The sequence below is a fragment of the Sinorhizobium sp. M4_45 genome (assembly GCF_002885915.1).
GTDB lineage: Bacteria > Pseudomonadota > Alphaproteobacteria > Rhizobiales > Rhizobiaceae > Sinorhizobium > Sinorhizobium meliloti_A.
In genome coordinates, this window is record NZ_NWVE01000008.1 from 91,972 (window position 1) to 118,879 (window position 26,908).

20 protein-coding genes and 3 pseudogenes are annotated in these 26,908 nt (G+C 61.9%); 11 read left to right on the top strand and 12 right to left on the bottom strand.

Annotated features, from left to right (window positions below):
* Positions 1-571: 571 nt before the first annotated feature.
* A complete protein-coding gene (locus tag CN933_RS21330; protein WP_522954417.1) occupies positions 572-1,033 on the top strand; it encodes an Atu4866 domain-containing protein in 462 nt (153 codons plus the stop codon).
* Here CN933_RS21330 and CN933_RS21335 read toward each other — a convergent pair.
* A complete protein-coding gene (locus tag CN933_RS21335) occupies positions 919-1,584 on the bottom strand; it encodes a DUF924 family protein (protein WP_018097215.1) in 666 nt (221 codons plus the stop codon). The two genes, CN933_RS21330 and CN933_RS21335, sit on opposite strands and share 115 nt — an antisense overlap.
* A gap of 100 nt (positions 1,585-1,684) precedes the next feature.
* Here CN933_RS21335 and CN933_RS21340 point away from each other — a divergent pair, with 100 nt between their 5' ends.
* The 5 genes and pseudogenes from CN933_RS21340 (at position 1,685) to CN933_RS31580 (ending at position 4,945) form a co-directional block, all read left to right on the top strand.
* The gene (locus CN933_RS21340) at positions 1,685-2,590 is read left to right on the top strand and encodes a LysR family transcriptional regulator (protein ID WP_018097214.1); all 906 of its coding nucleotides are present in this window, start codon (positions 1,685-1,687) and stop codon (positions 2,588-2,590) included.
* A 103-nt stretch (positions 2,591-2,693) separates the two neighbouring features.
* Positions 2,694-2,853 (top strand): annotated as a pseudogene (locus tag CN933_RS31935) (DUF3606 domain-containing protein); the annotation flags it as partial.
* A gap of 546 nt (positions 2,854-3,399) precedes the next feature.
* Positions 3,400-3,498, top strand: a pseudogene (locus CN933_RS31940) (type II toxin-antitoxin system VapC family toxin); the annotation flags it as partial.
* A gap of 609 nt (positions 3,499-4,107) precedes the next feature.
* Complete coding sequence (locus CN933_RS21365; RefSeq protein ID WP_018097213.1) at positions 4,108-4,431, top strand: DUF736 domain-containing protein; 324 nt, start codon at positions 4,108-4,110, stop codon at positions 4,429-4,431.
* A 349-nt stretch (positions 4,432-4,780) separates the two neighbouring features.
* Positions 4,781-4,945 carry a hypothetical protein gene (locus CN933_RS31580; protein WP_164866870.1) on the top strand — a complete coding sequence of 55 codons (165 nt, stop codon included), beginning with the start codon at positions 4,781-4,783 and terminating at the stop codon, positions 4,943-4,945.
* A gap of 129 nt (positions 4,946-5,074) precedes the next feature.
* Here CN933_RS31580 and CN933_RS21370 read toward each other — a convergent pair whose 3' ends face one another.
* The 4 genes from CN933_RS21370 to CN933_RS21390 form a co-directional block, all read right to left on the bottom strand.
* Positions 5,075-5,389, bottom strand: coding sequence for a WGR domain-containing protein (locus tag CN933_RS21370; RefSeq protein ID WP_498324088.1), 315 nt, complete (start codon positions 5,387-5,389; stop codon positions 5,075-5,077).
* Between the two features lie 671 nt (positions 5,390-6,060).
* The gene (gene traG / locus CN933_RS21380) at positions 6,061-7,980 is read right to left on the bottom strand and encodes a Ti-type conjugative transfer system protein TraG (RefSeq protein ID WP_018097211.1); all 1,920 of its coding nucleotides are present in this window, start codon (positions 7,978-7,980) and stop codon (positions 6,061-6,063) included.
* Positions 7,977-8,210 (bottom strand): conjugal transfer protein TraD, encoded by a 234-nt coding sequence (locus tag CN933_RS21385; protein ID WP_018097210.1) that lies wholly within the window; start codon positions 8,208-8,210, stop codon positions 7,977-7,979. The genes traG and CN933_RS21385 overlap by 4 nt, the downstream gene beginning before the upstream one ends.
* Positions 8,200-8,487 (bottom strand): TraC family protein, encoded by a 288-nt coding sequence (locus CN933_RS21390; protein WP_018097209.1) that lies wholly within the window; start codon positions 8,485-8,487, stop codon positions 8,200-8,202. The genes CN933_RS21385 and CN933_RS21390 overlap by 11 nt, the downstream gene beginning before the upstream one ends.
* A gap of 177 nt (positions 8,488-8,664) precedes the next feature.
* Between CN933_RS21390 and traA the strand changes: the two genes are divergently transcribed.
* Positions 8,665-13,293 (top strand): Ti-type conjugative transfer relaxase TraA, encoded by a 4,629-nt coding sequence (gene traA, locus CN933_RS21395; RefSeq protein WP_102762287.1) that lies wholly within the window; start codon positions 8,665-8,667, stop codon positions 13,291-13,293.
* Positions 13,294-13,941: 648 nt separating this feature from the next.
* Here traA and CN933_RS21400 read toward each other — a convergent pair.
* The 7 genes and pseudogenes from CN933_RS21400 to CN933_RS21435 form a co-directional block, all read right to left on the bottom strand.
* Positions 13,942-15,116: pseudogene (locus CN933_RS21400) on the bottom strand (MFS transporter).
* Positions 15,117-15,272: 156 nt separating this feature from the next.
* A complete protein-coding gene (chrA, locus tag CN933_RS21405) occupies positions 15,273-16,682 on the bottom strand; it encodes a chromate efflux transporter (protein WP_180980769.1) in 1,410 nt (469 codons plus the stop codon).
* Complete coding sequence (locus CN933_RS21410) at positions 16,679-17,500, bottom strand: chromate resistance protein ChrB domain-containing protein (RefSeq protein ID WP_102762288.1); 822 nt, start codon at positions 17,498-17,500, stop codon at positions 16,679-16,681. Before CN933_RS21410 ends, chrA begins: the two co-directional genes overlap by 4 nt.
* A gap of 492 nt (positions 17,501-17,992) precedes the next feature.
* Positions 17,993-19,066 (bottom strand): ABC transporter substrate-binding protein, encoded by a 1,074-nt coding sequence (locus CN933_RS21420; RefSeq protein WP_102762290.1) that lies wholly within the window; start codon positions 19,064-19,066, stop codon positions 17,993-17,995.
* A 49-nt stretch (positions 19,067-19,115) separates the two neighbouring features.
* Complete coding sequence (locus CN933_RS21425; protein ID WP_245425125.1) at positions 19,116-19,937, bottom strand: ABC transporter permease; 822 nt, start codon at positions 19,935-19,937, stop codon at positions 19,116-19,118.
* Between the two features lie 34 nt (positions 19,938-19,971).
* A complete protein-coding gene (locus CN933_RS21430) occupies positions 19,972-20,862 on the bottom strand; it encodes an ABC transporter permease (protein WP_102762292.1) in 891 nt (296 codons plus the stop codon).
* On the bottom strand, positions 20,859-21,977 hold the full coding sequence (locus tag CN933_RS21435; protein WP_102762293.1) for an ABC transporter ATP-binding protein: 1,119 nt from the start codon (positions 21,975-21,977) through the stop codon (positions 20,859-20,861). The genes CN933_RS21430 and CN933_RS21435 overlap by 4 nt, the downstream gene beginning before the upstream one ends.
* A 281-nt stretch (positions 21,978-22,258) precedes the next feature.
* Between CN933_RS21435 and CN933_RS21440 the strand changes: the two genes are divergently transcribed.
* The 4 genes from CN933_RS21440 (at position 22,259) to CN933_RS21455 (ending at position 26,897) form a co-directional block, all read left to right on the top strand.
* Positions 22,259-22,957: a GntR family transcriptional regulator gene (locus tag CN933_RS21440; protein ID WP_018097199.1), complete on the top strand. Its 699-nt coding sequence runs from the start codon at positions 22,259-22,261 to the stop codon at positions 22,955-22,957.
* A 102-nt stretch (positions 22,958-23,059) separates the two neighbouring features.
* Complete coding sequence (locus CN933_RS21445) at positions 23,060-24,415, top strand: aspartate aminotransferase family protein (RefSeq protein WP_102762294.1); 1,356 nt, start codon at positions 23,060-23,062, stop codon at positions 24,413-24,415.
* Positions 24,412-26,124 (top strand): acetolactate synthase catalytic subunit, encoded by a 1,713-nt coding sequence (locus tag CN933_RS21450; RefSeq protein WP_102762295.1) that lies wholly within the window; start codon positions 24,412-24,414, stop codon positions 26,122-26,124. Before CN933_RS21445 ends, CN933_RS21450 begins: the two co-directional genes overlap by 4 nt.
* Positions 26,121-26,897: an SDR family oxidoreductase gene (locus CN933_RS21455; RefSeq protein WP_102762296.1), complete on the top strand. Its 777-nt coding sequence runs from the start codon at positions 26,121-26,123 to the stop codon at positions 26,895-26,897. The genes CN933_RS21450 and CN933_RS21455 overlap by 4 nt, the downstream gene beginning before the upstream one ends.
* The last annotated feature ends 11 nt before the right edge of the window (positions 26,898-26,908 follow it).

Below are 26,908 nucleotides of genomic sequence, written 5' to 3' on the forward strand. Positions count from 1 at the left end.
CTGCGGAATTGCTGCTTTCCCCTCAGCGGCAAGGTGATCAACCACGTCGCGGAGACGGCCAGCAGCTGAGGTTCGAAATACGCGATACGTCGTCAACATTTCGCCAGAGGGTCAAGCTGAACTTGCCACCAAAATGCAGATCTGAAGGACGTGCGATGCGCATCGACACTGCCACCCAGTTGAAGTTCAGGGTAAACGAATATCCGTACAATCTAAAGGTCCGTGAGCGCCGATGGACGCTCTTTGCCCCTTTGTAAAGGGCAGGGGCCTTGGAGCCTGCGGATGGCTGAATTGTCGCGCGCGGCAGCACACAGCAGGAGGTGGATTCGCATGTGTACGTCACGAAACAATGCAGTTATGTATCAAAAGGCGAAGACCGATGGCTGGTCCAAGAACTTGTCTCGAAAGCGGTTGCGGCGGCTGATCACCCACAAATGCACAACAAATCCATTCCGTGAGGATGAATGCGTGATCGGCGGCGCGACCAGGGTTCCAGCGTAGTTACTGGCATTCTGGGCATCTAAGCAAGGCCGCAGCGCGCGCCGGGTTGTCGAGCCCTCGCGATGAATTATTGCCGGACTCTCGCACTCGTTGCCGCTATCGTCCCGCTCGTCATCGCCTCGAAGGCATCTACGCAGGGGCAACACGACCAACCTATGTAGGCACATGGGTCGCGGCCGATGGCCACGTGCGGTATGAGCTGCTGCCGGGTGGTCGCTACAACGAAGCGGCGGAAAGCGCGAAAGCGCCTATCGAGGGCGCCATGAAATCGCGGCAATTACGTCGACTCTGGGACGACACGGGCTTCACGGCCGACGGGGAATTCATCGACGGCGTCCTGTATCACGGTGGCATGATCCTTTACCCCGGAAGTGACCTCCATCTGCCACCGCAGGGACGTTCCTCGCAGAGCGTCCCTCACCCCGCAAAGCCACCCTCATTTAGAAATCGCTGCTCCTCCTCCTTCATCGTCCGCGCTAGGATCCCGTTCCGGTGCGGAAAGCGGCCGAAGCGGTGGATGATGTCGCGGTGACCCTTGGCGTGGGAAAGACTCGGTTCGCCGAGGCGTCCGGCAAGCTCGACCGATCGCTCCTGGTCAACGAGGTCCTCCGAATGGCCAAAGGGAAGATAGAAGAAGAGCTGCAGGTCGGCCGGCCCTCTGAGATCATAACCTGCGTTCACCGCGGCGCGTGCGATGCCGAGCGCCAGAGAGTCGGTCTGATACATGCGAGCCGTGCCGCGAAAGCCGTTGCGCGGGAACTGGTCGAGGAGAAGAAGGAGCGCCAGCGTCTTCTCCGGCGAAGTTGTCCAGTTCAGAAGCGCGCCGCGCGCCGCAGCCTCATGGGCAGCGATGAAGCGCTCGCAAAAGGCGCGGTCGAATTCGGGCTCCTTGGCAAACCATCGCGCAGGTCCCGCCTCCCGCCAGAAGGAGATGACGGCCGCCGCCTCATCCTCCCCGGCAAGCGCCTGGCGCAGCCGTGTGTTGAAGGCCGGATCGGCAGCCGCCGGCGCGCGGAATTGCGCCTCTGCGCGCTGCAAGCTGCGCAGCGCCAGGGCTTCTATGTACCCGATGAAATCGCTCATCTGTTCCTCCGTTTGGGTGTCGGAAGACCGTGTGGCCTCCATGACCTCGAAAAAACTAGGCATTTGCTCATGCTGAATGAAGTGATATGATTTCATCATTATGCTGAATGAGATTGATCTCTCGCGCGCGGACCTTAACCTGCTGGTGCTCTTCGAGACGGTGCTTGAGGAGCGGAATGTCGGCCGCGCCGCTGAAAGGCTGAACCTTTCCGCTTCCGCCGTCAGCCACGGTCTCGGCCGCTTGCGGCGGCTGCTCAACGATCCGCTGTTCCTGAAGACCCCGAAGGGCGTGGTACCGACCGAGCGCGCCAGGGAACTGGCGGCGCCGATCGGCGATATTCTCGCGCGGGTGCGAAGCGTCATCTCCACCGCTGAACCTTTCGAGCCGGCGCGCTCACGCCGCCGATTCACAATTGGCACGTCCGATGGCTTCTCGGTGTTCCTGCCGCCGCTGCTTGACGAAATCGCCCGCAAGGCGCCAAGCATTGATCTCGTCGTGCGGCACATGCAGATGGAGACGGCGTTTTCCGATCTCGACGGGCGGCTGATCGATATAGCGATCGCGCCTTTCTACGAACTGCCCGCCCGCTTCGCCGCGCAAAGGCTTTACGAGGAGGAGTTCGTGGTCGCGGCGCGCAGCGGCCATCCCTTTTCGAAGAAACCTACGCTCGAAAACTATTGCCGCATGCAGCACCTGCTCGTAGCACCGCGAGGCGATCCCTCGGGCGTCGTTGACGAACTGCTCGCAAGCCGCGGCCTTTCCCGCCGCGTGGCCCTGGCCGTCCCGAACTTCCTGCTGGCACTCGACCTCCTCACCAAGACTGAGCTCGTCTGCGTCCTGCCCAAGAGGTTTGTCGAGATGCATGCGGCGCGCTTTGCCGTCGGCACCGCAAAGCTGCCGCTGGATCTTGGCGCGTCAAACATCCAGGCGGTCGTGCCGAAGTCGGCGCTCATGGACGTAGGTCTCGTCTGGCTCCTCGATGTGCTCGGGTCCGACCAGCAATAAGGGTCTTGCTGCCGGTCAGCGCACCGCCTCTACGACAAGCGCCCTTATGCTCGTGCCATCTTCATTGGCACGCACACGACATCGATGAGCTCGTGCGGCTCATGCAGATAATCCGAAGGAGAAAGGCCGTGACCGCGAGCTCGTCTCAGAACGGGCGCATGAGGTCGCATACCGCATGAAAACGCCCAAAGTGACGCGGCAGAAAGCGGTCGAGGCGATCTGAGAAATCTGGGCCGCACCGACAAAAGGCGATGGCCTACCTCGGCAAGACATTAGCGCAACCGGGCTCGCCGACGGGCCCACTCCGTCTCGCCGTACTCGAAGCACTTAGCGTTCAAGGAGCGCTGTCTAACTAGAATGATCCCCCTCAAATTCCAGCACGCCGATTTTACGTGAGTTGGGAGGGGTTGGCGCTTAGTCTATCCGGGCTAGCTCGCCCGGACGACTCAGTGCAGCAGCGCCGGTCCGCAACAGTATTGAGACGTTTGCTGTGTTCGTCGGCTCGCTGCCATGCCATGAGTCTGGCATCCACGTCTCCAATCTTTTCTTCCACCTGGGCGTATCCCGCCGCCTGGCTCGCGAACACTTCCCGCGCCAGCTCAGGCACGGTCTCGTCGGACTGTATCCGTTCAAGCAGCAGGGGAATGTGCGCCAGCTCCTTGACGACGGAAATGCCGAATCAGCGGTGTACCCGCGGATCGCACTGGCGAGTTGGGTGCGGTTGCGGATCAAACGCTCCCGGACGCTGGCCAACACGGCGGCGGCTTGCTCATTGACGGCCTTGGCCGACACGAACCGCATCGTCGGGGCAGGCCTTGGCGGAGGGAGCGCATTTCGTTTCCCAGGATCAGAATGTCGCGCTTTATGGCATTCCGTTCGCGACTTGCTGGGTTCCTTTTGTCTCGTGATCACCGCCGGGCCTGGTTCCGCTACTAAGCCGGGTCCGATCGCTCGGATGGGGCGCGTGCCGCGATGTGCCTGGAGAACACCAACAGCGCAGATTGCCGGGCGCGGGGGGGAGTGGGGGACGATCACATATCGCTCACGCGAACGGCTTCATCAGGTGTTGCCGCGCCGGCTGCAGGCGGCGATACATTCGCCGCGTCTAACTCTCGGATCAACTTAAGGGGTAATATCGTTAGCGACGTGCTCACCCGCCTGCAGTAGCTGAGAGAGGGCGAGGGCATGGCGTTGACCGGCACGCGGACCAACGTATCAACGGATGCGCGGCCGATCTCCCGCGGCGTGGACCGGACAGCCATAATGGTTTGTCGCGTCCTTCAGTTGCCCCCGAACCATTCCCGTTTTGTGTCGCTCGTATAGACGACCGCCTGCTTTTGCGGCCAACCCCTAAAGGGGTAAGACTCGTCCGAAATTTTTGCAAAATTCGATTTCGGTTCTTTCGCCTGGCGGAAAATAGAATTTGGCAAAATTTTCGACCGAGCTGACCGCAGCAGGTCGGCCGTCTCTTCGTGCGACATCGGGAATGGTCCCGAGCAACTGAAGGAGACAGAATCATGGCCACCACGATCGCAACCCTGACGCAGAAGACCGATGGCATCCTCGAAGGCGTCTTCGCCACCATCCGGGTCAACGCCCCGATCGCCATCGTCCCGAACGCAAGCAAGTCGAGCGAAGAAGCCCCCGATTACCGCGTCATCAACCGCAAGACCGGCTTCGAAATCGGCGCGGGCTGGAACCGCGTCGCCCGCCAGACCGGCGAGGAATACCTCTCAGTGAAGCTGGAGGCTCCCGAGATCGGCGTGATCTTCGGCAACCTCGCACAGGCACCCGGCGGCGATCCGAGCAAGAAGGTGATCCTCTGGAACAATCCGGACTGACGAGCCAAGCGAGCGGCCCCGAGAAATCGGGGCCGACTTCGCCGTTACTCGGTTTGATCGTTAAACGCAGCACCGGGAACAAAAGCGGGCATCGAACCCGCTTTTGCTCCTCTCCCCTGCCACACGAGGCGAAAGCTTGTCTGATCAAATAGCCAAGTCTGCCATGAGGGCGCGCGCCGCCTCAAGGCCTTCGCGGCCCCTCCAATTTTCAGCCGCTGCCTTGAGGGCACCGCCAGAAAATCGGTTCCTCCGCTCGCCGCCTCCGGCGGTCGCTGACGCGATCCTTGACCCGGCCCGATCCTCTCGACCCCGTGGCGTCATCTTCACATTATCCAAGGAGAAGACGACGATGACGATTGCAACAGAAATTCAGGTTGAAGAACTGCGCGCCGAGCTCAGGAACGCGGACGCCGCCGAGCGCCGCCAGATCGAAGCCGAGCTGGAATTGGCTCAGGCCGAACTGGCGGCGACCGCCGAACAGGAGGGCACCTTCGACCCCGCGCCGCCCTTCTGAGGGCGGCGTTTGCCTTCCCGCCTGGGCCGACACGCGAAACGACCGACGCGTCGGCCGAAGCTCCGCTTTACCAATGATCACCGGCGACGATCAGGGCGCGCTCGCTGCGGGAAACCCCAGGCAATGTGTTCACGTCGAACGCGTGTTTTCGGTCTTTAGCCGCGCGCCTGTCTGGTCCGCAGCAGATCGATGATCATGTGCACAGCACCCTCTTCCTTGTCGAAGTGATGCACCATGGCCCGATGCGCTCCAACGCCGTGTCAGGCAGGGCGTGCCGGTCAGCGTCGGTTCGATCGGGAGCGTGTAGAAGCGCGCCACGGTTTTCGTCGCATCCGTGCGTTCGATGTAGAGCGGATAGGGCTGAGTGAGCATGACGGAAGAAACGCCCGTTCCGGCTTTTGAGTCCAACGACACATAGGAATCGATCGGCCCACACCGATTCATTTTCGTGATCGATCGTCGAGACTGGAGATCGTTGTTCGGGCGAGCCAGCCGACGGCCGACGGGTTGCTATTCTCTTCGCTCACCGGTCCCGCAAGCGGTCTCCGCCTGCGGTCACGCCCGCCTCTCGCTCGATGTTGCGACCCGGATCGGCCGCATTATCGCAAGAGGACTTCCTCGCTTGCCCTTGGGTGTGCGAACAGTATGACCATTTTGTTGCTTCGATCTGGGCTAGCGAATACCGAGGAGCCCGTCATGTCAACAGAGCCTCAAAACGCTTAACGCGAAACCGGCGCGATGAGCCGAAGCGGAGCTTTTCGCGCGCTTCGATTCATCGTCAGCCCTCCGTACGCGATTGCCTTCGGCGTCCTCAGGGCGGCGGTTTACAGCGCGTGGTATTTCGCCTTCTATACCCTTTGCATGTTCCCCCCGGCACAGGTTTCATGATGCTTACGGCGATCGTCGTGTGCCAATGTCGATTGTCGTCCATGCCCATCCCGACGCGGCCAACGGCATGCCCTTTTGGGCGTTTGGTCTAACAGTGCCCGGGCTCACTCCTTCGGCCATACACTCTTTCTAGACTGGTTCACGCCGCCAGGCGCGGAGGGCCCGTTCGCCCTGTATTGCCGCACCGAGCGATAGAGATTTTTTCCCGGCGTCATGTTGGCGGCCCATCACGGGATCGGCTTGACGAAGCGGTTTGCCTTCGCCGCCTCCTTCATGTCCTTTCGCCGGAAGTAGATCGCGCGCCCGCAGCGGATCGGGCTGTGCCCCTGGACGATGATGATCTGTTCGTCCTTTCGCATCGAGTGGGTGATTTCGTGCGGCATGATCAGCGGTCGCCGCTGGTAATTGACGCTCTCTGATTTGCGCGAGGCGGCGTTCTTCGTATCCCAGCCGATATTGCGGGAGCTTCCCTTCACCTCCACCGTCATCTCACCGCATTGCGCCGAGACATTGCGCGCCGTGTCGAACGCCTTGATCGCGGCATAGGAGGCCAAGGCGCAGCCATCAATCCATGACGTCGCGCCATCCCTCCCGAAATGCCGCTCCAACTGCCCCAGGGATTGGTACATCAGCATCATGCTGATGCCGTACTTGCGGCCGCGGTCGCGTGCCTCCTCGAGGACGCGCATGTAGCCGAGGAGATCGACCTCATCGAGCATGAAGAGTGCCCGGCGCTGGAAGGCACCATCGGCCTGGACCATGGCATTGATCAGCGAGCCGATGATGACGCGGCCGATTCCTGGATAGGAGCGCAGGATCGTTGCCGGAATATTCAGAAACACGTCCTTCTTGGCTGTAACGATGTCGCTCGACTTGAAGGCGCTGCCGCAGACGAGCGCGGCATAACTGTCGAGCGACAGCCACTGCGTGTCTTTCGAGGCGGTCGAATAGACGCCGCTGAACGTCTGCTCGGTCATGTTGGTGAAGACGCCGAGCGTTTCGCGGATGAAGGCAGAGTGCGAGTGCTCCTGAACGTCGCGCAGCATGGCGAGCACCGAGGGCTCAGGCTCCGAGACGATTTGCCGGAGACTGCGTAAGTTGCGCCGCCCTTCAAAGTCCGGCGAGAGTATGACGTGGGCAAGCAAGCCTGTCAGTAGATTGTGCGCCTGGTTCTGGAAGTAGGCGCCGCTCGAGCTTTCGAAGCGAGCGCTTTCCGACAGCAGCATATGCGCAAGGCCGACAATATCCTCTTCTTGTCTCTTCGACGCCTCGATCCCGTCGAGCACATTAAATCCCATAGTCGGGTTCGTTGGATCGAGCACCATCACCTCGCGTCCAAGGACGCGGCTTCGGTGCTCGACTACCATCGGCGCGACCTCGGTCGACGGGTCGAGGCAGATCAGTGGTCCGGTATAGCGCAGCGCCGTCGGAACAACGTTGCTCGTCGTTTTGTAGCCACCTGACCCGGCGAAGAAGAGCATATGGGTGGAGTCGAAGTCCTGCTTGTAAGTGAGCAAAGGGGCTTTGCCCCCCTGTCCCCAAGTACTGCGATCATTTGGATCGAAGGGCAGTCCATGAACGATATCCTTGTCGACTCGGTAGCGCTCACCGACAACGATCTCGCCCCCCGGCGAAAACAACTTTCCGGCGGCCGACATTGGCAGCCAGTCCGCGTCGCCGAAGGTGCCGCGCTTGGCGCGCTTCACCGGCTCGGGCACGACGGTGGAAATGCGCGCGGCCACCGCCGCCGCCACGAAGCCAGCGATTGCACTGAAAACGGCGACCATATCGAGATAGGAAAGGGCACGGTCCCATGTCACCACTCTGCTCTCCACCGACGGTGCGAGCCGGCCGAACTCCCGCAGCGCGTAAAAACCGGCGACCGCCAGAAAGCAGACGAGGCTCGCCATCGCGACCGGCCTTCGCCGGTGCAATGGCAGCGCCCAGACGCTCAACAGTCCTGCCAGTGGTCCGAACAGAAGCGCCGGCACAGGAGAAGCGCGTAGGAACCAATATTCCGCTTTCCCGGATAGGCCGCCGGCGAGTGTTGGCCAGCGCCAGCCGACCACATAGACGGCGACAGCCGTTACTGCGATAGGCACCAGGACGAGCAACAGGCTCGGATGCGGTTTTGCTCGCACGGTCATTCGGTGGCCTCCGGGATCCGCGTCGAATGACCGTCAAGCGCCGGTGCCTTGAACGCTTCCTCGCCGATATCGCGCAACCGCCGATGCTCCGATGAGCCCGGATCAAGCCTCGCCAGTTCGAGTAGACCGCCGAGCAGAAACGCCCGGTCGGCCTTCGTGAGACCCGCCCTGACGACGATGCCGCCGAGTAAAAACTTCTCACGCGCCTCGCGTTTGCGATCAGCTGTCATGAGAAACCTCCGCCGACGTTCCAGTCCCGCCAGCTGCTGGTCGACGCGGCGAAGTAGATACGCTGGCAGTCCCCTTCTTTTCCTCCTTACGAAATCGCGCGGCGATCTCTTCGAAAATCCGATCGACCTCCTCGTCAGCGATCTCCATTTCCGCCAGCCCCGATTTCGTTGCCGCGCGCGCAAAGCGTTCGGCGGACTTTGCGATCATCGCGCGTCTGCGCTCGCGTAGCTTCTCGATCTGGGCGTCGATGTCAGCGATCGATGATTTTGCGGCCATTCCGATGTCCTTTCCGGGTTCGAGCAATCTTCACGGGGCGAATTATACTATCTAGAATACGATAGTTAAATAGGCTAGCCTGCAACCGAGAAGGCGGCATCGGCCCTGGCGGGCCGATCGGTTTGAGGGCGCAATATACGTCGCTGGCGCGACGTGCTTGGACGATCGGAGACAGCCGTGGCGATCATGTTCGTCAGAGCGCAGGTGATCGGCAGGGGAGCGGGACGCAGCATCGTCTCGGCCGCCGCCTATCGCCATCGCACCCGGATGATGGACGAGCAGGCTGGGACGTCCTTTAGTTATCGCGGCGGATCGCGGGAACTGGTGCATGAGGAACTAGCGTTGCCGGACGATGTCCCGGCCTGGCTGAAGACTGCGATCAACGGGCAATTGGTCAGCAAGGCAATTGAGGCGCTCTGGAATGCGGTGGATGCCTTCGAGACGAGGGTCGACGCCCAGCTTGCGCGTGAGCTGATTATCGCCCTGCCGGAGGAGCTGACGCGGGCGGAGAACATCTCACTTGTCCGTGAATTTGTCCGCGACAATCTGACGTCGAAGGGAATGGTGGCTGATTGGGTTTATCATGAAAAAGACGGCAATCCGCACATCCATCTTATGATCCCGCTGCGTCCACTGACCGAAGAAGGGTTCGGGCCGAAGAAGGTGCCGGTGGTTGGCGAGGACGGCGAGCCGCTGCGCGTCGCCACGCCGGAGCGGCCGAACGGCAAGATCGTCTACAAGCTCTGGGCCGGCGACAAGGAAACGATGAAGGCCTGGAAGATCGCCTGGGCGGAGACCGCCAATCGGCATCTGGTGCTTGCCGGCCACGAGATCCGCCTCGACGGCCGCTCTTATGCCGAGCAGGGCCTCGACGGCATCGCACAGAAACATCTCGGGCCGGAGAAGGCGGCGCTCGCGCGCAAAGGCGTCGAGATGTATTTCGCGCCGGCCGATCTTGCACGCCGGCAGGAGATGGCCGACCGGCTGCTTGCCGATCCGGCGCTTCTGTTAAAGCAGCTTGGCAACGAACGCTCCACCTTCAACGAAAAGGATATCGCCAAGGCGCTGCATCGCTACGTCGACGATCCCGTCGACTTTGCCAACATCCGGGCGCGGCTGATGGCGTCCGACGATCTGGTGCTGCTGAAGCCGCAGCAGGTCGATGCCGAGACCGGCAAGGCGAAGCAGCCGGCGGTGTTCACCACGCGGGAGATGCTGCGCCTCGAATATGCCATGGCGCGGTCGGCTGAGGTGCTGTCAAGGCGCCGGGGCTTTGCTATTTCAGATGATGCCGTCGCGGCCGCGGTCGAAAAGGTCGAGACGCAGAATCCGCAAAAGTCCTTCCGACTCGATGCGGAGCAGGTCGATGCCGTCCGTTACGTCACGCGCGACAATGCCATCGCAGCCGTCGTTGGTCTTGCCGGCGCCGGCAAGTCGACGTTGCTTTCGGCGGCCCGCGTCGCATGGGAAGGTGAAGGCCGGCGGGTGATCGGCGCAGCACTTGCCGGCAAGGCGGCCGAGGGGCTGGAGGACGGTTCCGGCATCAGGTCGCGCACGCTGGCATCCTGGGAACTGGCCTGGGCGAGCGGGCGCGATCTGCTCCAGCGTGATGACGTGCTGGTCATCGACGAGGCCGGCATGGTGTCGTCGCAGCAGATGGCGCGCGTCCTGAAAGCGGTGGAAGACGCCGGCGCGAAAGCGGTGCTGGTCGGCGACGCCATGCAGCTGCAGCCGATCCAGGCGGGTGCCGCGTTCCGGGCGATTTCAGAGCGCGTCGGCTTTGCCGAACTGGCCGGCGTGCGGCGGCAGCGCGATGCGTGGGCGCGCGATGCCTCCCGACTGTTCGCCCGCGGTAAGATCGAAGAGGGCCTCGATGCCTATGCGCGGCATGGCCGTATTGTCGCGGCGGAAACGCGTGACGAAATCGTCGACCGCATCGTTGCCGACTGGGCCGATGCGCGCGAACAGGCGCTCGAGAACTCTGTCTCCGGCGGAAATGAAGTTCGGCTTCGCGGCGACGAGCTTCTGGTACTCGCCCACACCAAAGACGACGTCCGGAAGCTGAACGAGGCCCTGCGGAGCGTGATGGTGGAGAAGGGCGCGCTGACAGGGGCGCGCGCGTTCCAGACGGCGCGAGGCTTGCGCGAATTTGCCGCCGGCGACCGCATCATCTTCCTAGAGAACGCCCGTTTCGTGGAGCCACGCGCGCGGCGTCTTGGTCCGCAATACGTCAAGAACGGCATGCTCGGCACGGTCGTTTCCACCGGCGACAGACGCGGCGATGCGTTGCTGTCGGTCCGACTCGACAACGGCGGTGACATCGTCATCAGCAAGGACAGCTATCGCAACGTCGATCATGGATATGCCACGACCATTCATAAATCGCAGGGCGCCACCGTCGACCGAACCTTTGTGCTCGCCACCGGCATGATGGACCAGCATCTGACCTATGTGGCGATGACCAGGCATCGCGACCGCGCCGATCTCTATGCGGCGACAGAGGACTTCGAGGCGAGGCCGGAATGGAGTCGTAAGCCGCGCGTCGATCATGCCGCCGGCGTCACCGGCGAACTGGTCGAAGAAGGGATGGCGAAGTTGCGACCCACAGACGAGGATGCGGACGAAAGTCCCTATGCCGACATCCGGACGGACGACGGAACCGTCCATCGGCTCTGGGGCGTCAGCCTGCCGAAGGCGCTCGAGGCGGCGGGCGTCGCTGAAGGCGATACGGTGACGCTGCGAAAGGACGGCGTCGAGAAGGTCAAGGTCAGGGTGCCCGTCGTCGATAAGGAGACGGGCCGAAAGCGTTTCGAGGAACGGGAAGTCGATCGCAATGTCTGGACCGTCAGGCAGATCGAAACCGCAGACGCCCGCCGGGAGCGGATCGAGCGCGAGAGCCGCCGGCCGGAGCTGTTCAGTGAGCTTGTCGAGCGTCTCGGACGATCCGGCGCCAAGACGACGACGCTCGATTTCGAGAGCGAGGCCGGGTACTGGCCGCATGCAAAAGACTTCGCGCGGCGGCGCGGCATCGACACGGTCGCCGAGGTCGCGGCGGAAATAGAGGAGGGCGTTTCGCGGCGGCTGGCTTGGCTTATCGAAAAGAGGGCGCAGGTGTCCAAGCTCTGGGAGAGGGCGAGCGTTGCGCTCGGATTTGCGATCGAGCGCCAACGGCGCGTTTCCTACAGCGAGGAACGGACGGAATCTCTCTCGGCCCCAATCCCGTTGGTTGGGAAATATCTGATCCCGCCCACCACGAAATTCTTCCGCAGTGTCGAGGAGGACGCACGACTTGCTCAGCCCTCCTCCGAACGCTGGAAGGAGCGCGAGGCCATCCTGCGCCCGGTGCTGGCGAAAATCTATCGCGACCCTGATGGCGCGGTATCGACGCTTAATGCACTGGCGTCGGACGCCGCCATCGAACCCCGCAAGCTTGCCGACGATCTCGGCAAAGCACCGGACCGGCTTGGCCGACTTCGCGGGTCGGACCACATGGTTGACGGCCGGGCGGCTCGCGACGAGCGCGGCGTCGCCATGGTGTCCCTCCACGAATTGCTGCCCTTAGCCCGCGCCCATGCGACCGAGTTCCGCAGGAATGCCGCACGGTTCCGCGAGCGCGAGCAAACGCGGCGCGTCCATATGTCCCTGTCGGTCCCGGCGCTGTCGAAACAGGCCACGGCGCGCCTCGCCGAAATCGAGGCGGTGCGCAAGCAAGGGGGTTACGACGCCTGGAAGAGCGCCTTTGCCTTCGCCGCCGAGGATCGCTCGCTCGTGCAGGAGGTGAAGGCAGTGAGCGACGCGCTGACCGCCCGCTTCGGCTGGAGCGCCTTCACGCCGAAGGCCGACGCGATTGTCGAACGCAACATCGCCGAACGCATGCCGGACGATTTCACCGATGAACGGCGCGGGAAGCTGACGCGGCTCTTCGAGGTTGTCCGTCGCTTCGCTGAAGAACAGCATCTTGCCGAGAGGAAGGACCGTTCGAAGATCGTTGCCGGTGCAAGTGTCGAGTTCGGGAAAGAGGATAAAGCGGTGCTGCCGATGCTCGCCGCCGTGACGGAATTCAGGACGCCGGTGGACGAGGAGGCCGGCCAACGCGCGCTTTCCGCCCCGCACTATCGTCACAATCGCGCTGCGCTCGCCGAGATCGCCAAGCGCATCTGGCGCGATCCGGCCGGCGCCGTCGACAGAATAGAGGCGCTGATCGTCAAGGGTTTTGCGGCCGAGCGGATCGTCGCGGCCGTGGCTAATGACCCAGCCGCCTATGGTGCGCTGCGCGGTTCGGAACGCCTGATCGACCGCATGCTCGCCTCCGGCCGCGAACGGAAAGAGGCTTTGCGGGCCGTATCCGAGGCGTCCGTCTTTTTGCGCTCGCTCGGCGCGGCTCACGTCAGTGCCGTCGACTCGGAGCGCCAGGCCATCACGGAAGAACGACGCCGCATGGCGGTCGCCATTCCAGGATTGTCACAGGCAGCCGAAGACGCGCTGCTGCGGTTGGCAGCGGAGATGAAGAAGAAGGACGGCAAGCTCGACGTGGCCGCCGGCGCGCTTGCTCCCGCCGTCGCCCGAGAGTTCGCCGCGGTCAGCCGGGCGCTCGATGAACGCTTTGGCCGCAACGCCATCCTGCGCGGCGAGACGGACGTCATCAATCGCGTCCCGCCGCCGCACCGCCGTGCCTTCGAGGCAATGCAGGACAGGCTGAAGATCTTGCAGGAGACCGTCCGCATGCAGGCGAGCCAGCAAATCATATCGGAGCGTCAGCAGCGCATCATCGATCGCGCGCGCGGCGAACCACCCTATCAAATTTGATCGAGCATGGCAGGTGGTACAACCGCGTTTCATCCTGATCGGCGGTCAACCGGATACGGAGCGACCACCCGCATCGTCGCCGACGATCTTCGCTCCTATCATTCCTGGAAGGCCGAGCTATCGCTGGATCGCCCCCACTCAGCAAGTATACGACTGCTCATATCGTAAACGAGATGGTGGCGAATGAGGTGGTTGCCCAGACTTTCCGCCATTCGGCGACCAAATGCTAAGGGCGGGCCGTGATGGGTGGAAAGCGGCAGTTGCCGAATGAGGCCCGAATTGCAGGTTGACCGGCAAAACCGATGTTGACCTCGACACGGATCATTCCGGCTTTCTGACCACGATTGAGCCGAAGGCCTCTGAACACCTGGATCGTAGCCGGTAGGGCTACTCCCGCGAACCGCCCCAGATGATCCGTCCGCCATAAGCAAGTCGCTCAGCCCGGCGGCACCATGTCGATGGCGGCTGGTGTCCAGCAGGTCGGTCATAGAACCAGACGCGGCAGAGTCCCGGCGGAGGCAAATGCCCACGAATGCGATAAGAATAACGCCGATGGTTGTTCCAGCCACCGGTGATCTCTTAATGGCACAGTTTCATGTATGGCTTGAACACGCGCTGAACGGCAACAGCGCGCCAACAGCGCTACTCTCAGCTTTCCTCCGGCGGCCTAAGGTGTCGGAACTGCATCAGCAATAGCAGGTCATAGACTATTTTCAGCGTAGCACAGATGACGAGCGGCCAAGACCGGTAGGATGTTGCAAACAGCGCGCCCGCAAGGGCTGGGCTCGCCGCGGCGGCGAGACTGCATGGCACGAATGTGAAGCTCGCGGCCGCCGCCCGCTCCGACTCCGTGACGACGGCCATGACATAGGACGAGCGAGTCGGCACGTCCATCTGCGAGAGCGCCGCCCGAAGCAGTAGCAGGGCCAGCGCCAGCGGCAATGTCGGTGCGAACGTCGCCAGCATCAGGGCAACGCTTGACGGTATGGGGGTACCATGGTGTTGATGAGACCGATACGTCGCGACAGCCATGCAGCGACAGGAAACGACAACGCCGACAACACGCCCGACCAGAAGAAAAATACCCCAGCTTGTGCGAGCGATAGATCGAAACGCTCGAACAGCCAGAGGGCGAGCAGCGACTGGACCACGAAGCCTCGGCGAAGGCGTCGAGGCTGAACAGGGCCGCGAGCCTCAAGACGATGGCGCGTGACGGGCCGAGCGCCGCGGTCTCCACGGTTTCGTGGCTGACAATGCGCCTTGGTATGCGTGCATAAAGAAAGCCGGCGGCGAACCCGACTAGCGCGTAGAGCACGAACATCAGCTTGACGGCTGCCAATCGTTCGAGCCCCACGACAGCGATGAAATCGGAAGTGCGGCCGAAAGCGCACCGGCGGCACTAGGCTGTAGCGCGCGAACATCCTCGTCCGCTCCGCATCGCTTACTTCGCGGGTGAGCGCCGCGTGCTCCAGTGGCACGAACACACTCACGCTACCGGCCGACGGATTGACAGTCCCGGCGAACGCGATCACCAGCAGCGGCCAGTAATCGTGCGCCAGGGATATGGCGACACCTGCAGCCGTCATCAGGCTCGCGGCGGCGAGCAGCAACCAACGGACATCGTGGCGCGCGCCGAGAAACCCGACGGCAATCGTCAAGAGCGCCGAGCCAAAGAGGGACGCGGTCGCGATGATGCCGACTTGCGGCGGGGAAAAGCCGAGGAGGAGCAGATAGACCGGAAGGAGGATGACGACAAAGCCGTCGCCGAAATCGCGCAAGGCACGCGCAGCAAACAGATAGGTGCCCGGGTGGATGCCTGACACTTACGTCCCTTCTTTCGAGCTGCGTCTCGGCTTCAACCTGTCGGGCACGGACAGCGAGGGACCAACGAGAAGCCAGGCATCTAGCCAGAGCTCGCTACTGAGACGTCGCTGCCTTATAGAGGAGCCCCGTTGCATTTCTCTGTTTCGCAAAGCGGCCTACGTGCCCAACGTCCACACCATACCGGCCAAGGCGCAGGCGAGCAGCGTGACGATGATCGATGCCTTGTACCGGAATATTGCGGTTGCGGCTGTGATGGTCAGAACGAGTGAAGGGAGAACAAGGGAGCTCAGTACGGGAACGTCCAGCGTGAGACCTCCAATGTTCCGCGTGATCACCTCGGCAAACAGCGTGTGCAAACCAAACCAGACCGCGAGATTAAGGATTACACCGACGACCGCGGCGGTGATCGCCGACATCGCGCCGGTTAGCGCCACATTGCTCCGCAGCCTCTCGATGAAGGGTGCTCCGAGGAAGATCCAGAGGAAGCAGGGGACAAAGGTGACCCAAGTCGTCAGCACTGCCGCAAGCGTCGCCGCAGTCATCGGGTTGAGCGAGCCAGGATCGCGATAGGCGCCCATGAAGCCGACGAACTGGGTGACCATGATCAACGGCCCCGGTGTCGTCTCGGCCATGCCGAGACCGTCGAGCATCTCGCCCGGTTTCAGCCAACCATATTGCTGAACCGCTTCCTGGGCGACATAGGCAAGCACCGCATAGGCACCTCCGAAGGTCACAACCGCCATCTGGCTGAAGAACAGTCCGATCTTGGTGAAGACGTTGTCCGGCCCGAGAAAGATCAAAAGCAAGGCAAGCGGCACCAGCCACAGCGCGAGGAAAACCGCCGAGACTCGTAGTGACCAGGCCAGGTCGGGGCGCGCGTGAGCAGGGATGTCTTCTCCGAGAAGCGAGTCTTCATCCTTGAGAACTGGTCCAGTTCCCGCCTTGTGGCCGCCGCCGATCCGGAAGAGCGGCGACCCCGAGCGCCCACCGATATAGCCGATGATGCCGGCGCCCAGAATGATCAGCGGGAACGGCACCCCGAAGAAGAAGATGGTGACGAAGGCGGCCGCCGCAATGCCGATCATCAGCCGGTTTTTCAGCGCCCTGCTGCCAATCCGGAAGACGGCATGAATAACGACCGCAAGCACGGCCGCCTTCAGGCCGAAGAACAGCCCCTCGACGACAGTGACATTGCCGAAGGCCGCGTAGATGTAGCTCAGAGCAAGAATTGAAAGGAAGCCCGGAAGAACGAACAGAATGCCGGCGACGAGTCCTCCGACAGTTCTGTGCAGGAGCCAGCCAATATAGACCGCAAGCTGCTGCGCTTCCGGGCCGGGCAGCAGCATGCAGTAGTTGAGCGCGTGCAGGAAGCGGTGCTCGCCGATCCAACGCTTCTCGTCGACGAGGATACGGTGCATCACCGCGATCTGCCCGGCGGGGCCGCCGAAGCTCAAGGTCGCGATCCGCGCCCAGACGCGAAGTGCGTCGCCGAACGGTATGCCATGCCTCAATGCTTGGGGCTCTGACATAGTCGTGGCGTTCCGTGCGATGTCGGACAAGGTCATGCTCCCTTTTTCGGAGAAGGCCAGTTGTGCGTTTCGTCGGTCGCGTCCCGGCACCAGCGGTAAAACGCGTCATAGAGCGGCAGACCCGCCTCGAGCTGTTCGTTGTCGTCGGCATACATGCGCGACAGCCCAAGCGAGGCGGCTAACAGGCCGGGCGCCTGCGGCGCAAGATCAAGCCGCGCCGTGTCGGCAGCCCGAACGATTGTTGCGAGCCGCAACAGCGGTTCCGTTGCCAGCCCGAATTCCTGAACCATGACGTCAAAGGTGCAATGCTCGCCACGGTGGCTCCAGCGGACCGGCGCGTCGATGTCGAAAGGCGTGGCATTGAAACGCTCGGCGACCGTTTCGACCTCGGACGGCGAGACGAACAGGAACACGGCATTTGGATCAACAAAGCGGCGGATCAACCATGGGCAGGCGATGCGGTCGATCTTCGGACGCGAGCGCGTCACCCAGACGGTGCGCCCTTGCCCATCCCTCTCGGGCAAGCTGGAGGCGGGAACTGCCGGGTGTCCGGCCTTTGCCCAACTCTCGAAGCCGCCCTCGAGCACGTCGGCCGAAACGCCGGCCTGGCGGAGCCAGGCGGCTACGCCGTAGCTCAGTTTTTTGCCGCGGTGGCAGATGACGACGGCGGACCGGCCGTAAAGCTCATCACTCCAGAGCTGCACCTCACGGTAATCGCGCCGGACCGAGCCGGGGACCAGCCGTGGGTCGGCGTTGAAATCCTCGTCAATCCGCACGTCGATGAGAGCTGGGGATTTCGGGGTACCGATGAGGCGGGCGAGCTTGTCGGGGGAAATTTCAAGAAGTGACGGCATGGCGCGTCCTCCGTCTGACCGGTTGAAAAGGACGCGATTCTTCGGCTGTCGCCTCGTGGGGTGATCGCAACCCCATGGACTGTGTTTTCCGCTCTTTGCCCACGGCTGTCAAGCGGTGCGCCCGCACTTGTCACCGCACGAATAGCTCGTGAACGGCAACCGCGACGAGGATCATGCCGGCAACCGCCTCGACCGTCTGCGGGTGAAATGCTCAGCGCCATCGTCGGGCGTCCGCAATGGGCTCAAGCGAGCCGTTCACAGCGTCTGCTGCGGAAGAGAGGGAAGGGTCGCTCCCGGCCGCTGATCAGAAACTGTCGTGCGACTGCTTCTGGACAAACGAGGACGTACACGGTGCTTGCATGAACCTCGGCTCCCCCCAAAGAGGACGCTTAGCTCGGGGTGAGCATCCGCTTCACCTTCAGACGATTCCCAAGGCGGAGGCGCTCCGAGACCGCTGCGCCTCGCCTCCATGCACGCGGGGCGCTGGTGCAGTCAGCGAATCCACTCGTTCCAGCGCTGCAACATCATCGCAGCATTGGCGTTGATCCACTCCGCGTCGGGAAGAATGACGTGATCCCGAACGTCGTCACCTTGCGGCATCGTCTTGCGCGCCTCATCCGACATCATCGAGATCGCATCGCTACTCGGGGGCGTGCAGGAGAGAGCTTCGCACGCTTTGGCCTGCGCCGCGGGAGAGTCCAGCCAGAAGGCCATTAACTTCAGCGCGTTGTCACGGTGCGGCGCGCCCTTCAGCAGCGCTATCCGGTCGCCGACGAGGAAGGCGGCCTTGTAGGACCAGTCGATCGGCAGCCCCTCATTCTGCATCGCCTTTGCGCGCGTCAACCAGATCTGCCCGAGCGAGTACTCGCCATTGCGAAACCCTTGCACGCTCTGATCGCCCGTCTTCCACCACAGCGTGACGGAAGGCCTGATCTTGTCGAGCTTAGCCAACGCGCGATCGATGTCGAGCGGAAATAATTCGTCGCGCTTTACACCATCGGCGAGCAGTGCGGCCGCCATGACGCGCCAGGGATCATCGAAGTTCGGAAATGCGCGTTCACCCGGAAATTTCCCTGTGTCCCACATATCGGCCCATGTTGCGGGAACTGGTTCTCCGGGTTTTCCGGTTCTGTAGGCCAACAGCGTAGCCGTGGATTGCAGCAGGGCCCCGCCAGCGGAGCATGCATTGGCGCTGAGGTCCTCGCGATCGGCAAATTGGCGGCAGAACTCCGTCAGATCCTCTGTCACTTCGCGATGCGCCTTTGAGGCGGCCTGGATCTCGCCGTCGAGATAGAGGTCCCAATTGACGTTTCCCGTTTTCACCATGGCCGCAGCCTTGGCGCGCATTTCGGCGTTCGTCGCCGCGACGGTGACCACCTCGATGCCAGTAGCCTTCGTGAACGGATCGAACCAGGCCTCCCTTAGAGCCTTGTCATAAGCGCCGCCGGTCGACGCGATGATGACTTGCTCGCCGGCGAATGTCGGAAGCGACAAGGCTATCAAGGATAGAAATCCGGCGACAGTCGGCTTCATCACTGCTGTGGAACGGGAGAGGAGAGACGTCATGAAAGAATCCTTTGTTAATTCAGATGCTGAGAAGTGGGAGTCCTCGGTTTCACGAGCGAGGCTTACGGGCGTTCAGCAGGTGAACCGTGCCCATGAGCAGGAGGGAAGTGGCGACGAGCACGGTCGAGACCGCGGCAATGACCGGCGTCAGGTTGAAATCGATATCCTCGAACATCTTGCGCCCGATCGATTTGCCACCAATGTCCGATATGAAGAACGCGACGGTCGCTTCATCGAATGAGGCGAGAAAGGCGAACACGGCCGCCGCTGCGACACCTGGGACGATGTTCGGCAGAACGACGAGGAAGAATGCCTGCAGCCTGTTGGCCCCGCAGTTCAACGCCGCCAGCTCGAGCGTCGGATCGACGCGCTGCAGCGACGCCGTGACGGTGATGATCACATAGGGGATTGCCAACACGGTGTGCGCGATGAGGAATCCGAAAAAGCTGCCGGTGAGCTGCAGGGGCGAGAAGGCGAGGTAGAGCGCCACGCCCAGAATGATGTGGGGAACAATCATCGGCCCGAGCGCAAGCGCCTGCAATGTGGATCTGAACGGAAGGCATCCTCGCACAATCGCGAGCGCCGCCATGATTCCCACGACAGTCGCTGTCGCGGTTGTCGCCAGGGCGATCTTAAGACTGAACCACGTCGCTGCCATCCAGTCCGGATCATTGAAATAGGCGCTGTACCATTTGAGTGTCAGGCCCTGGGGCGGGAACTCAATATGGTCAGTTTCGCTGAGCGACATCGGTAGCACGATCAGCGTCGGCAACAGCAGGAAGAAGAGAATACATCCGATCCCCGCGCCGATGGCAATGATCCCCGCCGCCCTCGAATAGCCGCGGATCGTCGGAGAAGCGAAGATATCCATGGCCGCAGGAATCCGGCCCGGCATGTGTGCGTGATCAATAGACACTGTTCAATCCCTTGCTGAGCGATAGCGTCCTGCGGAACAGGAGAACAAAAAGGAGCGTAACGGCGAGGAGTACGGTCGAAAGTGCTGCCGCGAACGGCCAATCGAGCAGGACTGTTGTCTGCTGGCCGATGAGCGTCGCCATCAGCATCGAGCCGGGCCCACCAACCAGCGCCGGGGTGATGTAGAAGCCGAGCGCCAGTACGAAACACATGACGCTGCCGGCAAAAACACCCGGCAGACTGAGCGGAAGCGTTACGGCGACGAAGGTACGGATGGGCCCGGCGCCGAGATTGCGGGCGGCACGCACGTAGTCTGGGGGCAATGCGCGCAGTGCCGAATAAATCGGCAGGATCATGAAGGGCATCAGCACATGCGTCATCGCGAGGATGACCGCGCCCTGGGTATAGATCAGCTTTAACGGCCCTTCCGTAACCCCCGTATCGACGAGCAGCTTGTTGATGATGCCGTTGCGTTGGAGAAGGACGACCCACGCATAGGAGCGGATGAGGACGGAAGTCCACAAGGGGATGAAGACGCAGGCGGCGATCGCCATTGCCAAGCCCCTGCTCAGCCGCGCCATCATGTAGGCGACGGGAAAACCCAACAGCAGGCTCGCAAGCGTCACGACAAGGGCGACCTCGATCGTGCTGAAGAGAACGTCGAGATGAAGCGACTCGGTAAAAATACGCCGATAGTGGCTGAGTGTTCCCCCGGAAAAGCTCAGCGCGATCAGCCGCGCGACCGGATACAGGAACCCAGTCAGCAGGACCGCGAGGAGGGGCGTGACCAATGCCATGGACGCGGTGGGCGAATAAAAGCGCGCGGAGCTCGACCGGCGGGATGTCAATGAAGATGAGAGTGATGCCAGTGAACGCGTCATGCGGCACACCTCTCCGCTATGGAAAAGACGTGCGCGGCTGCGCCGTCAAGGACGATGTCCACGGCGTCGTCTCTTTGGAATGGCATGACGCAGTCAGCAGCGACCTGTACCTGCAGGCTTGCTTCCGGGCGATCGGCTAGGCGGACGAGAAAGATGTATGTCGAACCGATGAACACAGCGGCATCGATGACGCCCGGCAGCGCGTCGGCGCCACCATCGCCGCGCTTCGCAAGACGCATCCGTTCTGGACGGATTGCCACACGCAGAGCCGTTCCGGCATCATATTTGCGCGTACGCTCGCTTGCCGCAGAACGGAGGTTGAGCACCGTTCTCTCCGATAAACGAACAACCGTTTGCTCAGCCGTGCAGTCGAGGCAATCGCCATCAATAAAATTCATCCGGCCGATGAAGTCCGCGACGAACTCCGTCTTCGGCTGCCGGTAGAGCTCCGTCGGCGTACCCATCTGCATCAAGCGACCGTCGGACATTATGGCGACGCGATCCGACATCGTCAGCGCTTCGTCCTGATCATGGGTTACGTAGACGACCGTGGCACCAAGTCGCTCCTGTAGACGTTTGATCTCGAATTGCATCGCCTCTCGCAATTTCTTGTCGAGGGCGCCAAGTGGTTCATCCATCAGAAGGACGGGTGGCTCAAAGGCCAAAGCCCGCGCCACGGCGACCCGTTGCTGTTGGCCACCGGAAAGCTGGTTGGGATAGCGCTCCGCGTAGCCGGAGAGCTGGACGAGTTCCAGCATCTCCTCGACGCGCTGCACGATCGCGGTCTTCTGCATCCGCCCACGCATCCTGAGCGGAAATGCGATGTTCTGGTGGATCGTCAGGTGCGGAAAAAGCGCGTATTTCTGGAACACCATTCCGATGTTCCGGTGATTTGGCGCAAGGAAAGTCACGTCCTGGCCACCGATGGCGATCCTGCCGGCGCTCGGAGCCTCAAAGCCGGCTATCATCGTCAAGGCTGTTGTCTTGCCGGAGCCGGACGGCCCCAACAGCGAGACAAACTCCCCGGCTGCGACGTCGAGCGACAGCTCGCGAATCGCAAGGGCTTCGCCGTATCGTTTTTGAAGTCCCGCAAGGGACAGAGATTGACCGATCAAATCCGCCTTTCCTTTCAGCTGTTGGACGCTCTTCGGCGTCTTCCCCTGGATACGGCCGCTTCCGGCCGCAATGAAAAGCCTTCCTCCGACCCGGGACGAGTCAGGACGATGCGCTTATTGCCGAGGTTTCTGGTGCCCCGCGGGCCGCTTGTCGCCGGCCCGCGTGACGGAGCATGTGAAAGCTGCTAATAGCCGCTGGCGCGACAAAAGCTTTGCAAAACCTTCACACTTCATTTTTGTTGCATCAAAAATTCACAGTGTCAACCGATCGAGAGAGCAAAATGGCGGACAATGCAACCGAATCGCCAGATCTTGAGAGAGCCTCGAAACGGCTGGGGGATGCCGCCTATCGGGAAATGAAGGAGCGCATCATCCGTGGCGTCTATCTGCCAGGCCACAAGTTGACGGTGCGCGCAGTCGCCCAAGACCTCGATGTCAGCACAACGCCCGCGCGCGATGCGATCAATCGTCTGACGAGCGAAGGCGCGCTTGTTTATACCGGGCCGAAGACGGTTGTCGTCCCAATTCTCGACGCGGCCGACCTTCGAGAGATAACGCTCACTCGCCTGGCGCTTGAGGGGCTGGCTTCCGAACAGGCCGCCCAGCACGGAACGCCGGCAGACGTGGAAGAACTGGTGGCCTTACAAGAGCTTATCAATTCCGCCCTCGACGAAAACCGCTATGCGGAAGCGCTGTGGCACAACAAGGAATTCCACTTTACGATCTACCGTCTCTCGGGTCTTCCCCAGCTCGTTTCGATGATCGAAAGCTTATGGCTGAGGATCGGGCCGTCCTTGCACAATCTCTACCCAGAGTTTGCCGAGGAGAAATACGGTGTTCGCAACCACGAGATCGCCATGGAGGCTCTCGCGGAGCGTGACGCGGCAAGCCTCAGGGCGGCGATGGAAAATGATATTCGCGATGGATATCGACGGCTGAAGCGCGCCTCTCTGGAGAGGGGTGCGGGCTCCTTGGCTTAAGATTTTGTTGCATGGACTTGACGGGCTGCATTTTTGTTGCAACAAAATTGTGAAGCTCGTGCAAAGCGAGCGGTCGATTTCTCACCTCAGGAAGCCGGAACTATGCTCGTTCAAGCAACAAACAGGCTGCGGCAGACGTCTGCGCGTAGTCGGTCGAAACATTTATTCAACCGCGCCAAGGCGGTGTTCCCGGATGGAACCACCCGCGCCACGGTGGAGAGGAACCCGTTTCCGATCTATGTCCAGCGCGGCGAGGGGGCTTATCTCGTCGATGTCGACGGGAACCGGCTCCTCGATCTGAACAACAATTTTACCACGCTCATTCACGGGCACGGCTTCGCTCCGGCCACGGAGGCTGTCGTCGACCTGCTGCGCTCGGGAACCTGTTTCGCCAACCCGACGGAGCATGAAATCGCGCTCGCGGAACTTCTGACGACCCGCATTCCCGCAATGGAACGGGTCCGCTTCGTCAACAGCGGAACGGAAGCGGTCATGTTCGCGATCAAGGCCGCGCGCGCTTTCACCGGCAGGCCCGCGATCGCACGCATCGAAGGCGCCTATCACGGCGCCTATGACTGGGCAGAGGCTGGGCAGGAGGTTTCGCCCGGCAAAGGCGGCTGGGCGCCAATGTCCGTCGCAACTCCGGCCTATCGCGGCACTCCCTCAAGCGTCGCCGGCGGAGTCCATCTTTTGCGCTTCAACGACGTCGAGGGCCTTGAAGCGCGCTTGAGTGCGGCGAGCGACCGCGTTGCCTGTGTACTGATCGATCCCATGCCCAGCCGGGCGGGGTTGCTGCATCCGGAGCCCGCCTTCTTCGAGGCTTTGTCGGAAACGGCGCGCAAGTACGGAATCCTGATTGTCGCGGACGAGGTGCTCAATCTTCGGCAGGGCTATGCCGGGGCCTCAGCACGCTACGGTCTGAAACCCGATCTGACCACGGCCGGCAAAATCATCGGAGGCGGCTTCCCGATCGGTGCCATTGGCGGCCGCGAGGAAGTGATGCGCGTTTTCGGCACCGAAGATGGAAAACCGTTGTTGCCGCAGGGTGGCACGTTTTCCGCAAATCCGGTCTCAATGGCCGCTGGTCGGGCAGCGATGGAGGCGATGACCCCCGATGTGTTCGATCACCTCGAAGCGATGGGCGAGAGGTTGCGCGCGGGCTTGAGGGCAAGCATTGCAAAGCGCGACGCGCGCTTCTCCGTGACCGGCGCCGCCTCGCTCTTCCGCATCCATCCGAAGCGCATCGCGCCGCTCGAATATCGCGATGCCTATCTGAACGCCGAAGAGGCCTCGCTCATGCGAAGAATGAGCCGCTACTTGCTGGAAGCGGGCGTTCTTCTCCCCTATGGGGCCGCCGCCTGCCTTTCGACGGCAATGGTCGACAGCGACATCGACCTTGTCCTCAGTGCATTTGACGAATTTCTTCAGGCCGAAATCCAAAAGGAGTGCGCGCAATGACGCAACAGAACCCAAACGAAACCGTTGCGCAGCGTATCGCGACGATTCTTCGCCGGCACGATGTGGAGTTCATATTTGGCCAAAGCCTGCCATCGGCGGTCATCCTTGCAGCGGAAGCGATCGGCATTCGCCAGATCGCGTACCGGCAGGAGAACATGGGCGGTGCGATGGCCGACGGCTACGCCCGTCTTTCCGGCAAAGTCGCTGTGGTTGCCGCCCAAAACGGCCCCGCGGCAACTTTGCTTGTGCCGCCGCTGGCCGAGGCGTTGAAGGCTAGTGTGCCGATCGTGGCGCTTGTGCAGGATGTCGAGCGAGACCAAATGGACCGCAACGCCTTTCAGGACCTTGATCAGATTGCTCTCTTCCAGTCCTGCACTAAATGGGTGCGGCGTGTCACGGTTCCGGAGCGGATCGACGACTATGTGGACGCGGCATTTACGGCCGCGTCGTCAGGCCGTGCCGGCCCAGCCGCTCTGCTGCTTCCATCCGATCTCCTGCGTGCCGAGGCGAAATCTCCGGCGGTCGTACGTTCAAAGAACTTAGGCCACTGGCCCTTGGATCGCGTCCGCCCTTCGGATGAAGCACTAGCAGAGGTCGCGTCTCTGATCGCAGCGGCGCGAGCCCCGATCATTATCGCCGGCGGAGGCGTTCATTGCAGCGGCGCCGCGGCAGAACTTGCTGCGCTCCAGCAGGAAGCGTGCCTGCCGATTCTCACCACGAACATGGGGAAGGGGGCGGTGGACGAATTTCATCCGCTTTCGGCCGGAGTGTTAGGCTCGCTGGTCGGGCCGCGCTCGCTCGGTCGATACTCGTCCGCTTTGGTCGGAAGTGCGGACTTGGTCATTCTCATCGGAACGCGTACCAACCAGAACGGCACCGACAATTGGCGGCAAATTCCCTCCAGCGCGACGGTCGTGCACATTGACATCGATCCGGTGGAGATCGGACGCAACTACGAAGCCATTCGGCTGGTGGGCGATGCCAGGGAAACGCTTGCCGCCCTGAGAGCGGCGCTCACCCGCGTCGACCTCACGCGGCGGCATCGGGATCGCGCGCGACTGGAGGAATGTATCCATCAGAATTGGAAGCAGTTCGAGCTTGATCGCCACGACGTGGTGACATCGCGTTCCCGACCGATACGCCCAGAGCGGATTATGGCTGAACTCCAGGACCTGCTAACCGACGACGTAACGGTCGTCGCCGACGCGAGCTACTCGTCTATGTGGGTCCTGGGCCAACTCCGAGCGCGAGCGAGCGGAATGCGCTTTATCACGCCGCGCGGGCTGGCGGGGCTCGGTTGGGGGGTGCCGCTCGCGATCGGGGCCAAGGTTGCCCGACCGGATAAGCCGGTCATTGCGATTGTCGGTGACGGCGGCTTTGCTCACAGCTGGGCCGAGCTTGAGACCATGATGCGGATGAAGCTTCCTGTGGCGATCGTCGTCCTCAACAACGGCATCCTCGGTTTCCAGCGCGATGCGGAAACAGTGAAGTTCGGCAACTTCACATCGGCATGCCACTTTGCCGAGGTGGATCACGCGAAATTGGCGGAAGCCTGCGGCTGCCCAGCGGTTCGTGTGGAAGACCCGAGTGAGCTTGCCGATCACTTGCAGCGTGGCATGGACCAGGGGCCGCTATTGATCGAAGTGATGACCGACCCGGCGGCGCATCCCCCCCTCTCACTCTTCGCAAAGATGGACGAAGCGGCATGAGACGTGATTCTAAAGCAAGAATTGCCGTCGTCACCGGCGGCACTTCCGGTATCGGGTTGGCAACGTCCCGTCTCCTGTTGGAGCGTGGATGCCGGGTCGCCCTCTTCGGGCAAACGCTCGTCAATGTTGAAAGCGCCGCCCAAGCTCTTTGTCAGGATTTCGGCTCCGAGCGGGTGTTCGCGCGCGCTGTTGATCTCGGTGAGCCGGCGCAGATAACGGCATTCTTTCGGGAATTGGACGATTGCTGGGGCAGAGCAGACATTCTCGTTTGCAATGCCGGCATATCACCCAAGGGGCCCTACGGGCCGACCCCATTCCAAGAGATCACACTCCAAGAATGGAACACGGTTCTTTCCGTCAACCTGACCGGGACAATGCTTTGCTGCCAGGCGGTCTTGCCCGGCATGTGCGCGCAGGGTTTTGGCCGCGTTGTTCTTGTCGGGTCCATTGCCGGTCGTGCGCTCCCGAAAATCGCGGGCACCGCCTATGTCGCCTCGAAAGCCGCACTTGCGGGCTTTGCCCGCTCGCTGGTCTCACGGTACGCGGCGCACTCAATTACGGTGAATGTCGTTGCGCCAGGAAGGATTGCCACGGAGATGGCCGGTCCGCGTGACGGCGAGGTCAATCGCACAGCAGTTGCCCGCATTCCCGCGGGCCGCCTGGGGGAGCCTGAAGAAGTCGCGGCGGCCATCGGTTTCCTGACCTCCGACGGAGCAGCCTTCATCAATGGCGCGATAATAGACATCAATGGCGGAGAATACGCGCCACTTTGAAGTTGGAGACC